This window comes from Streptomyces sp. NPDC058375 (assembly GCF_042723425.1).
GTDB lineage: Bacteria > Actinomycetota > Actinomycetes > Streptomycetales > Streptomycetaceae > Streptomyces > Streptomyces durocortorensis.
The window spans coordinates 1-11483 of sequence record NZ_JBHXJG010000233.1; the positions used below are offsets into that span (position 1 = coordinate 1).

Annotated in this window: 9 protein-coding genes; 4 read left to right on the forward strand and 5 right to left on the reverse strand. The window is 73.3% G+C overall.

Going from position 1 to position 11483, the window contains the following annotated elements; genetic code table 11:
• Positions 1-1248: glycosyltransferase (locus ACFWM7_RS28260; RefSeq protein WP_383265648.1), on the forward strand; the 1248-nt coding region annotated here is incomplete at its 5' end.
• Positions 1249-1291: 43 nt separating this feature from the next.
• Positions 1292-3442, forward strand: a complete 2151-nt coding sequence (locus ACFWM7_RS28265; protein ID WP_383265651.1) for a glycosyltransferase family 39 protein — start codon at positions 1292-1294, stop codon at positions 3440-3442.
• A gap of 38 nt (positions 3443-3480) precedes the next feature.
• Here ACFWM7_RS28265 and ACFWM7_RS28270 read toward each other — a convergent pair whose 3' ends face one another.
• The gene (locus ACFWM7_RS28270) at positions 3481-4677 is read right to left on the reverse strand and encodes a serine hydrolase domain-containing protein (RefSeq protein ID WP_383265654.1); all 1197 of its coding nucleotides are present in this window, start codon (positions 4675-4677) and stop codon (positions 3481-3483) included.
• Positions 4678-4833: 156 nt separating this feature from the next.
• The gene (locus ACFWM7_RS28275) at positions 4834-5838 is read right to left on the reverse strand and encodes an endonuclease/exonuclease/phosphatase family protein (protein ID WP_383265657.1); all 1005 of its coding nucleotides are present in this window, start codon (positions 5836-5838) and stop codon (positions 4834-4836) included.
• Positions 5839-6114: 276 nt separating this feature from the next.
• Here ACFWM7_RS28275 and ACFWM7_RS28280 point away from each other — a divergent pair, with 276 nt between their 5' ends.
• Positions 6115-7689 carry a DHA2 family efflux MFS transporter permease subunit gene (locus ACFWM7_RS28280; protein ID WP_383265659.1) on the forward strand — a complete coding sequence of 525 codons (1575 nt, stop codon included), beginning with the start codon at positions 6115-6117 and terminating at the stop codon, positions 7687-7689.
• Between the two features lie 184 nt (positions 7690-7873).
• Positions 7874-8650: a TetR/AcrR family transcriptional regulator gene (locus tag ACFWM7_RS28285; protein ID WP_383265661.1), complete on the forward strand. Its 777-nt coding sequence runs from the start codon at positions 7874-7876 to the stop codon at positions 8648-8650.
• 151 nt (positions 8651-8801) lie between these two features.
• On the opposite strand, the gene ACFWM7_RS28290 is transcribed toward ACFWM7_RS28285, so the two are convergent.
• The 3 genes from ACFWM7_RS28290 to ACFWM7_RS28300 form a co-directional block, all read right to left on the reverse strand.
• Positions 8802-9785 (reverse strand): NAD(P)-dependent oxidoreductase, encoded by a 984-nt coding sequence (locus ACFWM7_RS28290; protein ID WP_383265666.1) that lies wholly within the window; start codon positions 9783-9785, stop codon positions 8802-8804.
• A 214-nt stretch (positions 9786-9999) separates the two neighbouring features.
• Positions 10000-10470, reverse strand: a complete 471-nt coding sequence (locus ACFWM7_RS28295; RefSeq protein ID WP_356567926.1) for a PPOX class F420-dependent oxidoreductase — start codon at positions 10468-10470, stop codon at positions 10000-10002.
• Between the two features lie 77 nt (positions 10471-10547).
• Positions 10548-11360, reverse strand: coding sequence for a YceI family protein (locus tag ACFWM7_RS28300; RefSeq protein WP_383265664.1), 813 nt, complete (start codon positions 11358-11360; stop codon positions 10548-10550).
• Positions 11361-11483 lie beyond the last annotated feature (123 nt).

An 11483-nucleotide genomic window follows, 5' to 3' on the forward strand; every position in this document is an offset into this window, starting at 1 on the left:
GAGCACCTCCCGGCCCGGCAGCCGGTCTCCGCGGCCCCCTCCGCCCCCGTGCTGGACGTCGTCGTCCCCGTGTACAACGAGGAGAAGGACCTCCACTCCTGCGTCCTGCGCCTCCACGGCCATCTCGCGCGGACCTTCCCGTACCCCTTCCGCATCACCGTCGCCGACAACGCCAGCACCGACTCCACCCCGGCCGTGGCCGCCGCGCTCGCCGCGGAGCTGCCCGGGGTGCGGTCCGTACGGCTGGAGGAGAAGGGGCGCGGGCGGGCGCTGCGTACGGTCTGGGCGGAGTCCGACGCACCCGTCCTCGCCTACATGGACGTCGACCTCTCCACCGACCTCAACGCCCTCCTCCCGCTGGTCGCCCCGTTGATCTCCGGCCACTCCGACCTGGCCATCGGCTCGCGGCTCGCCCGGAGTTCGCGGGTGGTGCGGGGAACGAAGAGGGAGTTCATCTCGCGCGCCTACAACCTGATCCTGCGCTCCTCGCTGGCCGCCGGGTTCAGCGACGCCCAGTGCGGGTTCAAGGCGATCCGGCGCGAGGTGGCCGAGCGGCTGCTGCCGATGGTGGAGGACAGCGGCTGGTTCTTCGACACCGAGCTGCTCGTCCTCGCGGAGCGGGCCGGGCTGCGCATCCACGAGGTGCCCGTCGACTGGATCGACGACCCCGCGTCGACCGTCCACATCGTGCGCACGGCCACCGAGGACCTGAAAGGCGTGTGGCGGGTGGGGCGGGCCTTGGCCGTGGGCGCGCTGCCGCTGGACCGGCTGGCCCGGCCCTTCGGCGACGACCCGCGCGACCGGGCGCTGACCGGGGTGCCGCGCGGACTGGCCCGGCAGTTGGTCGGGTTCTGTGTGGTGGGGGCCCTCTCCACGCTCTTCTACCTCGCGCTCTACTCGCTCTTCCGGCTCGGCGTCGGCCCGCAGTTCGCCAACGGCGGCGCGCTGCTCGTCTCGGCCGTTGCCAACACCGCCGCCAATCGCCGGCTCACCTTCGGGGTACGCGGCCGCAGCGGAGTCGTCCGCCATCAGGCCCAGGGCCTGGTGGTCTTCGCGATCGGCCTCGCGCTGACCGGCGGCTCGCTCGCGGCGCTGGGCGCGGCCTCCGGCTCGCCCTCGCACTCCACCGAGCTGGCCGTCCTGATCACCGCCAACCTCGCCGCCACCGTGCTGCGTTTCCTGCTCCTGCGCGCCTGGGTGTTCCCTGCCGGCACCCACCGTGCCCCTGACTCCGAGGACGTCCGATGACGACGACCACCGTTCCCGCTCGCTCCGACTCCGAGGATCTTCGATGACCACGATCACCGCCCCCGCGACCCCGGCCGCCGCGCCGCCCGGGCCGTCCGCGCCGGACAGCGGCCCCCGCTGGGCGCGCCCAGCGCTGTACGGGCTGCTGCTCGCCGTCGGCCTCGCGTACTTCTTCAACCTCAGCGCCTCCGGTTACGCCAACTCCTTCTACTCCGCGGCCGTTCAGGCGGGCAGCCAGAGCTGGAAGGCCCTCTTCTTCGGCTCGCTGGACTCCGCCAACGCCATCACCGTCGACAAGCCGCCCGCCGCGCTCTGGCCGATGGCCCTCTCCGTACGGCTCTTCGGGCTCAACTCCTGGGCGATCCTGGCCCCTCAGGTCCTGATGGCGCTTGCCACGGCAGCCGTGCTGAACACCGCCGTACGCCGTCGCTTCGGGCCCGTCGCCGGGCTGATCGCGGTCGGCGTGTTCGCGCTGACGCCGGTCGCCGCGCTGATGTTCCGCTTCAACAACCCGGACGCGCTGCTCGCCCTGTTGATGACCGTCACCGTGTGGTGCGTGCTGCGGGCGCTGGAGCAGGGGCGGACGAAGTGGCTGTTGTGGGCGGGGGTGGCGGTGGGGCTCGCGTTCCTGACGAAGACCCTCCAGGCGTTCCTGATCCTGCCGCCGCTGGCCGTGCTGTACGCGGTGTGCGCACCCGTTCCCGTACGGAAGCGTCTCGGCCAACTCGCCCTTTCCACCCTGACGATGGTCGTCGCCGGCGGCTGGTGGGTCGCCATCGTGGAGCTGATGCCGACTTCCTCGCGGCCGTACGTCGGGGGCTCGCAGAACAACTCGTTCCTGGAGCTGACCTTCGGCTACAACGGGCTCGGCCGGATCAACGGCGAGGAGACCGGGAGCGTCGGCGGAGGTGGCGGCGGCCGTGGGGGCGGAGGCGGCGGTGGCTGGGGCGAGACCGGCATCGGCCGGATGTTCACCTCCGAGGTCGGCGGCCAGATCGCCTGGCTGCTGCCCGCCGCGCTGATCCTGCTGGCGGCCGGTCTCTGGCTGACCCGGAAGGCGACGCGAACCGACTCCGCGCGGGCCGCGTTCGTCGCCTGGGGTGGGGCGCTGCTCATGACCGTGGCCGTGTTCAGCTTCATGGCCGGGATCTTCCACGCGTACTACACGGTGGCCCTTGCCCCATACATCGCTGCGCTCGTCGCCATGGGGTCGGTGGTGCTCTGGGCGGAGCGCTCGGCCTGGTGGCCGCGTGCGGTGCTCGCGGGCACGGTGGTCGCAACGGTGCTCTGGGCGTACGTCCTGCTGGGCCGTACCCCGGACTACGCGCCGTGGCTGCGGTGGGCGGTGCTCGCGGCCGGGCTGGTCGGAGCGCTCGGGCTGCTGGTCGTGGGGCGGTTCGGCGGGCGGGGCCTGGCCCTCGCCGTGGTGGGGCTGAGCTGCGCGGCGTCGCTGGCGGGGCCGGCCGCGTACACCGTCTCCACCTTGAACAGCGGTCACCAGGGGTCGATCGTGACCGCCGGTCCTTCGGCGGGAGGCTTCGGCATGGGCGGGCCCGGGGGCGGTGGCGGCCGACCTGGCGGACCCGGCGGCGGTGACGGCGGGCAGCGCGGCGGCATGCAGCAGCCGCCCGGCCAAGCCCAAGCCCAGGGACAGGGGCAGGGGCAGGGGAACCAGCAGGGCAACGCGCCGGGCGGCATGCCCACCCTGCCCGGCGGTACGGGCACCGGCGCGCGGTCAGGCTTCGGCGAAGGCACGAGGGGTGGTGGCGGCGGAGCCGGCGGCATGGGCGGGCTGTTGAACGGCGCAACCGTCGACGCCGAGGCGAAGGCGCTCCTGACGAAGGGCGCGGACGACTACACCTGGGTCGCCGCAGCCGTCGGCGCGCAGAACGCGGCCAGCTATCAACTCGCCACCGGTGACCCGGTGATGGCGATCGGCGGCTTCAACGGGAGCGACCCGTCGCCGACGCTCGCCCAGTTCCAGAAGTACGTGGCGGAAGGCAAGATCCACTACTTCGTCTCGGGCGGCGGAGTGGGCGGAGGCATGGCCGGCGAAGGCGGAGGCGGCATGGGCGGCGGCCCCGGGGGCTCCTCCGGCGCCTCGTCCCGGATCTCCTCCTGGGTGACGGAGAACTTCACCGAGGTCACCGTCGGCAGCGCCACGTTCTACGACCTGACGCAGCCCACGAGTTGATGTACCGGGGCGGACACGGCCGGGTTCGGCGCACAGGGTCAGATCCCGGCCGCGTACGTCCAGAAGTCCCGCATCACCTCGGGCGCGGCCGGTCCGCCCATCTCCATCTGGGTGAGCAGCACGGCGACCGTGCCGGTGGACGGAATGACGTGGGCCGTGGTGCCGGTGCCGCCGACCCAGCCGTAGCGGCCCAGCACGTTCCAGGGGGCCGCGATCTCGACGTCCACCGCGCCGCCGAACCCCCACCCCTGGCCCTCCGTGAACAGCCCGCTCGCGGCGCGCTGCTCCGGGGTCAGGTGGTCGGTGATCATCTGGCGGACGGACTCGGCGGCCAGCACCCGGTCGCCGGCGTCGTTCAGGCCTCCGGCGAGCAGCATCCGGCCGAAGGCGTACCAGTCGTCGGCGGTCGAGACGAGGCCGCCGGCTCCGGACGGGAACGGGGGCGGGCTGCTCCACTGCCCGTCCGGGGTGTCGACCAGCTCGGGCTCGCCCCTGCCACCGTCCTCGCCCCTGCCACCGTCCTCGACTCCGCGCGTCCCGGCCCGGTAGAAGCTGGTGAACCGGTCCAGCGCGGCGGGCTCCACCCAGAACCCGGTGTCCTTCATGCCGAGGGGTTCGAAGATCCGCTCCGCCAGATACGCGGGCAGCGGGCGGTCGGCGACCCGGGCGACGAGGACGCCGAGGATGTCGGAGCACGTGTTGTAGAGCCAGCCGTCGCCCGGCTGGTGCAGCAACGGCACCCGGGCCAGCGCGGCCATCCAGGCGTCCGGCGGAAGGACGGTCTGCGGCTGCGGCGGGCCCTGTCCCAGCTCCGCGAACAGCGGGGCGACGGCCGGGAGCGAGAAGTCGGAGGGGAAGCCGTAGCCCGCCCGGAAGGTCAGCAGGTGCAGGAGGGTGATCGGGCGGACGGCCGACACCACGTCGTCGACCGGGCTCTTCGGGGTCCGTACGACCAGCGGCGAGGCCAGCTCGGGCAGCCAGGCCGCGACGGGGTCGGCCGGGGCGATCAGGCCGTCCTCGACGAGCGTCATGGCGGCCGCCGCCACGATCGGCTTGGTGATCGAGGCGATGCGGAAGAGCGAGTCGCGCCGCATCGGTGCGGACCCGGCGAGGCCGGCCGTCCCGGCCGACGCCACCTCGACCCGGTCCCCCCGGGCGACCAGGGCCACCGCGCCCGGCATCGATCCCCTGGCGATGTGGGCGTCGAGCAGTTCGTGCAGGGTGGTGTTGGTCATGACCATCCTTCGTCCGTCCGGTACCGCGGGGTTTTTCACGGCGACCCTCGGTAAGGAGGACGCGTTCCAGCCGCAAAAGGAAGCATTCGAGACCAGAAAGGAGACTTCCGGAGCGCCCTGAACTCATCGCCCCGGCCCGTGCTCCCGCCCCTGCCGTCACTTCCGTAACAGCAGGTCCGCCACCACCGCCCGGTGGTCGGACGCGGCGCTCTCCGGCACCCACGCCCTCCGCACGGTGATCCCCCCGTACCCACCGCTCCGGGGGCCGTCGTTCGAGCCACCAGTCGGGCTACTGCTCGGGCCGGCGCTCGGGTCGCTGCTCGGGTCGCTGCTCAGGCCGGCGCTCGGGCCGCCCTTCGACACCGCCACGAAGTCGATCCGCTTGACCGGGTCCTGCGCCGGGAACGTCGGCGCGCCCGGGTCCGCGTCCGTCAGCTCCCGCCACAGCGGGGCCAGTTCGGGGGCGGCGGGCTCCGCGTTGAAGTCGCCGAGCAGGATCTGCGGGCCCCGGTCCTCGGCCATGATCCGCCGGGTGTCGGCGACCTGCGCGACGCGGACGGCGGGGTCCGGGCGGTAGTCGAGGTGGGTCACGTACACGTGCACCGGCAGCCCCCGCACCCGTACGACGACCTCGCCGAACCCCGGGGCGGGGGCCGGGACCGGGTCCGGGTCCTGGGTGGAGAGGCGGGTGATCTCGTGGTTCTCGGCTCCCACGATCCGGTGCCGCGACAGCACGGCCACCCCGTACTCCGCCCGGGGGCCGCCCGGTTCGGCCGGGTCCAGGCTGTAGATCGGCGCGAAGGAGACGTGCATGCGCAGCCGCCGGGCCAGCTCGCCCGCGAGATCCCGCCACTCGCTGCGGGAACCCCAGTGCCGGTCGACTTCCTGAAGGCCGATCACATCGGCCTCCAGGGCACGGAGTTCGGCGGTCTGGCGGTCCAGGTCGAAGACGCCGTCCATGCCCGCGCCGGCGTGGATGTTGTACGTGGCGACTCGCAGCGGCAGGGCTGCGCCGTTCCCGCCCCCGCCGGCCGAGGAGCGGGGAGCAGTGGTCACGGCGGCAACGGCGGGCGATGCGGGGAGCGCTCCCGCGTACGCCCCCAAGAGGGCGGCAGAGAGGAGGAGTTGAGGGAGGCGAGGGGAACGGCGACGCAGAGACATGGCTCTCCAAACGGCCGAAAATCGCGCACTTGGTCAGAAACGTTGTCAGGTCAGCGTCGAGAACCGTACCGCCGGGCCGCCCCCGCGGTCCCGGCGGCGCGACCGGTCCGGCGCCGCGGAAACCGACTTGTACGACGTACAGGACTGCCTTACGGTGTACAGCACAGAGTCCTGTACACCGTAAGAGGCCGCACGACTGCGGCACCGTACGACCACCGTTCGCACCTCGCCGGCCCCGGCAACGGGCCACCGACCCATGGAGCCCAAGGAGCCCGCATGACGGCGCCCGCCGCAGAGCGACACCACCTCGCCCCCCAGGGGTATCCGCAGCGCTGGCTGATCCTCGGCGTCATCTGCCTGGCCCAGCTGACGGTGCTGCTCGACAACACGGTCCTCAACGTCGCGATCCCCTCCCTCACCAAGGAGCTGGACGCCTCCACCGCCGACGTGCAGTGGATGATCAACGCCTACGCGATCGTCCAGGCCGGTCTGCTGCTCACCGCGGGCAGCTCCGCCGACCGCTACGGGCGGAAGAAGATGCTGATGGTGGGCCTCGCCCTGTTCGGCGTCGGCTCGCTCGTGGCCGGGCTCGCCCAGTCCTCCGGCCAGCTCATCGCGGCCCGCGCGGGGATGGGCGTCGGCGGCGCGCTGCTGCTCACCACCACGCTCGCCGTCGTGGTCCAGATCTTCGACGACGAAGAGCGCGTCAAGGCGATCGGCATCTGGTCGACCGTCTCCTCCCTCGGTTTCGCGGCGGGCCCGCTGTTCGGCGGGTTCGTCCTCGAGCACTTCTGGTGGGGCGCGATCTTCCTCATCAACATCCCGGTCGCCCTGATCGCCCTGGCCGCCGTCGTCCGGCTCGTACCGGAGTCGAAGTCCGGTCAGGGCGAGCGGCCGGACCTGCTGGGCGCACTACTCTCCACGATCGGCATGACCGCCGTCGTCTTCGCGATCATCTCCGGGCCCGAACACGGCTGGGGCTCGGGCCGGGTGCTGCTGACGGCGTTCCTCGGCTTCGCGGTGCTGGCCGGGTTCGTGCTGTGGGAGCTGCACACCCCGTCCCCGATGCTCGACATGCACTTCTTCCGGAACCAGAAGTTCACCGGCGCGGTGGCCGGAGTCATCCTGGTCGCCTTCGGGATGACCGGCTCGCTCTTCCTGCTCACCCAGCACCTGCAGTTCGTCCTCGGGTACGGGCCGTTGGAGGCGGGGCTGCGGACGGCGCCGATGGCGCTCACCGTGGTCGCCCTCAACCTCACGGGTCTCGGCGCGCGGCTGGTCCGGAAGTTCGGCACGCCCCTCGTCATCGCGACGGGGATGAGCTGCCTGGCGGCCGGTCTCGCCGCGATCGCGGTGCTCGGCGGCGGGGGCGGGTACGGCGGGATGCTGTTCGGCCTGGTCGTGATGGGTGCGGGCGTCGCCCTCGCCATGCCCGCGATGGCCAACGCCATCATGAGCGCCATCCCGCCGGAGAAGGCCGGGGTCGGCGCGGGGGTCAACGGCACGCTCGCGGAGTTCGGCAACGGGCTCGGGGTCGCGGTGCTCGGCGCGGTGCTCAACGCCCGGTTCGCCACGCTCGTACCGGCCGCCGTCGGCGCGGCCTCGCTCCCCGCGGCCCTGGCCGCCGCCGACGGGCCCGCCGCCCGGGAGCAGATCAAGGACGCGTTCGCCGCGGGCTTGGAGACCAGCCAGCTCGTCGGCGCGGTCGCGGTGCTGGCGGGCGGCCTGCTCGCCGCGTTCCTGCTGCGCCGGGCCGAGCGGGCGGAGGAGCCGGCTGCCCGACCGGTTCAGGCGGTTGACCAGGTGGAAAAGGCCGGGAGCGGGGCAGAATCGACGGGACCGGAGGCATAGCATCGGACGGTACGGGCCCGGCGGACGGTGATCATCCGGTACGTCGTTCCGTCCGCAGGTCCGCAGGTCCGCGCAGGACGATCGGCAGGTCCGCAGGTCCGCAGGCCCGCAGGCCCGCGCAGGACGATCGGCAGGTCCGCGCAGGACGATCGGCAGGTCCGCGCAAGACAAGGGAGAGTGCGCCATGGTGTCCGCGTCCGACCGTGGGAAAGGCCCCGCGCGGACCAGCGTCTGGCTGGACCGGCGCACCCCCTCGCGCTCCCGCAGGTCCGAGTCCCCGGCCGGTCTCGACCGCGACCGGATCACCGAGGCCTCGGTGCGGCTGCTGGACGCCGAGGGCCTCGCCAAGTTCTCGATGCGCCGGCTCGCCGCCGAGCTGGACGTCACCGCGATGTCCCTCTACTGGTACGTCGACACCAAGGACGACCTCCTGGAGTTGGCGCTGGACTCGGTGTACGCCGAGATCACCCCGCCCGCCGAGGACGCCGACTGGCAGGTTCGGCTGCGCGAACTCGCCCGCAGCTATCGCGAGCTGATCGTCCGGCACATCTGGATCTCGCCGCTCGCCGGGACCTTCCTCAACATCGGCCCGAACTCGATGCTGTTCTCGTACGCCGTCCAGGATGTCGTCCGAGCCACCGGTCTGCCCCTGGAACGGCAGACGGGTGCGCTCTCGGCCTGCTTCCAGTTCGTGTACGGATTCGGCACCGTCGAGGGCCACTTCAAGGCGCGGTGCGACGCGACCGGGCTGACGGAGGACGAGTACCACCGGCACGCCATGGGCACGATCCGGGCCCAGCCGCACCTGCGGAAGATCGTCGAGTCCTCCGACGAGCTGATGGCGGCCCGGGGCGGGGACACGGTCGAGGAGATGCGCGAGCGGGACTTCGTCTTCGCGCTGGACCTGCTGGTCGCGGGCATCGAGGCGATGCGCGACCGGACCGGTTCCCCGGCTCGGTAGCCGCGCCCGCTCGGGAGCCGCCAGCAGCAGCGCCCCACGCTCCCTGGGCAGCCAGGGCAGCCAGGGCAGCCAGGGCAGCCAGGGCAGCCAGGGCGGCCCCGGGTCAGTAGCCGCGCCCCACGCTCCCAGGGTGGCCAGGGCGGCCCCGGGGTCAGTAGCCGCGCCCCACGTCCACCGTCAGTTCGGGCCGACGTCCCGCCGCCACGGACTCCCAGGCGGCGGTGAAGTCTCCGAGCACGTCCTCGTCCGTGGTGATCCCCGAGGAGTGCGAGGTGATGACCGTACGGGGCAGCTCCCACACCGGGTCCGCGGGCGCGGCCGGTTCCGCCGGGAGCACGTCCAGCACCGCCCGCCGCACCCGGCCCTCCCGCAGCGCGGTCTCCAGCGCCCCCAGGTCCACGGTCGCGCCCCGCCCCACGTTGACGAACGTCGCCCCGCGCACCGCGGCGAACCGGGCGGCCCCGAAGAAGCCCTCCGTGGCGGCCGTCAACGGCAGGGTGGAGATCACCCACCGGGCCCCGCCCAGCGCCCCGGTGTCCTCGGCGGCCCCGATCACCCGGTCGAAGCCGGGCACCACCCGGGCGGAGCCCGGCGCGGGCCCGGACCGTGACGCCCGCGCGACGCCCACGGTGTGCACCCCGCAGCCCTGCAACAGCCGCCCCACCGCCGCGCCGATGCGGCCGGTCCCGTAGACCAGGGCGGTCTGCCCGACGACGAGCTCGGAGGGAAGGCGCTCCCAGTGCGCGCGGGCGTGCCGATCGATGAACTCCGGTACGGACTGGCACTCGGCGAGCATCCAGCCCAGGACGTACTGGGCGATGCGCTCGCCCATCCGGCCCGCGGTCCGGGTCAGGAGCGCCGAGGCGGGCCAGGGGCCCCCGGCGAGCAGCGGGTCCGTCCCCGCGTTGACGCTGTGGAACCAGAGCAGCCGGCTCGTCCGCAGGGCGTCGGGCAGCGCGTCGCCCACGCAGAGCAGAGGCGCGTCGCCCGGCGGCGGGACGTCCCTCAGCGGCTCCACACCGCGCCCGGCGATCCGCTCCAACTCCCGTACGAGCCCGCCGTCCAGCGAGGGCGCGACCAGCAGCAGGGCCCGCGCGAGGGACTCCGGCGCGGGCAGCGGCGTCGGGAGGGGCAGCCCGCACGCGAGGACCGAGTGGGCCCGCCCCGAAGCGGACGTCCCCGAAGCGGACGCCCCCGGTACGGGCACCTCCGAAGCGGACGCTCCCGGTAGGGGCATCTCCGGAGCGGGCATCCCCGAAGCAGACGTCCCCGGTACGGGCGCCTCCGAAGCGGGTATCCCCGGTGCGGGCATCCCCGGGCCCGGCTCAGTGCTCGCCGGCATCGCGCGATCAGCTCCCCGGGGCCAGGTGGGCCGGGAAGCCGCCGGTGGCGACGGGGCCCCAGCGCTCCGGGGTGACCCGGATGATCGACTTGCCCTGCTTCAGCATCGCCGCCCGGTACTCGTCCCAGTCCGGGTGCTCCCCCGAGATGTTCCGGAAATACTCCACCAGCGGCTCGACCGAGTCCGGGGCGTCGAGCACTTCCGCCGAACCGTCGACCTGCACCCAAGGCCCGTCCCACTCGTCCGACAGCACGATCACGCTGACCCGCTCGTCGCGCCGGGCGTTGCGGGTCTTGGCGCGCTCGGGGTACGTCGACATGACGATCCGCCCCGAGTCGTCCACGCCGCAGGTCAGCGGGGAGCCCTGGGGGCGGCCGTCGGACCGGGTGGTGAGCAGGACCGCCCGGTGCCGGGGGCGTACGAACGCCAGCAACTCGTCGAGCTCCACGGCGGTGTTGGTCGCGATGTTCGGTGCCATGCCCACCACCCTACGACCGGGCCCGACGACCGGCCGGGCAGCGCCTCGCCCCACGACCGGCGCGACGCGGACCCGGGTCACGCCAGCGCCTCGCCCTGCACCGCCTGGATGTCCAGCTCCACGCGCAGGGTCGTGCCGATCGCGGAGATGCCCGCCTGGACGACCTGGTTGTAGTTCATCGCGAAGTCGTCGCGGCGCAGTTCGGCGGTGGCGTGAAAGGCCGCGCGCACCCCGCCCCACGGGTCGGGCCCGGTGCCGAGGTAGCTGAGGTCGAGGTCGACGGGGCGCGAGACGCCGTGCATGGTCAGCTCGCCGTGCACGGTCCAGCGGTCGGGGCCTGCCGGGTCCAGCGCGGTGGAGCTGTAGGCGATCTCCGGGTACCGGTCGACGTCCAGGAAGTCCGGCGAGCGCAGGTGCTTGTCCCGCATGCCGTTGCCGGTGTCGATGCTGGCCGCCCTGATCACCGCGTCGACCCGGCAGCGGGAGACGTCCCCGGCGATCTCGATCCGGCCGCCGAAGTCGGTGAACCGGCCGTGCACGCTGGAGATCCCCAGATGCTGGGCGACCGCGCCGACCGAGGAGTGCGCCGGGTCCAGCGACCAGGCCCCCGGTGGCGGCAGCTCTACCCCGCCCTGGCGGGCCAGCACGATCTGTCCGGCCTCGATCCGGCCGCTCGCGGTGACGAGGGCGGTGGAGGCGGCGGGGGCGTACCCGACCGCCGTGACGATCACCGTGTACGCGCCGGCCGCCAGGGAACCGTCCGTGCGGACGGCCCCGTCCTCGTCGGCCGTGGCGCGCAGCACCTGGGCGCCGGTCATGTCGGTGACCGTCACGACGGCGTGCTGGACCGCCCAGCCGTCCCGCGTCCGTACCTGTGCGCGAAGTCCCATCCCGTATCTCTCCTAGAAGCCCTAGCTCGATGACCCGCGGTGGCCGGTTCCGGCCCGTGGGGCACATGAGTCGGGCCCCGGGGCGGGTACGGCGGGCCGTCCCCTGCCTGCCGTACCCGCCAC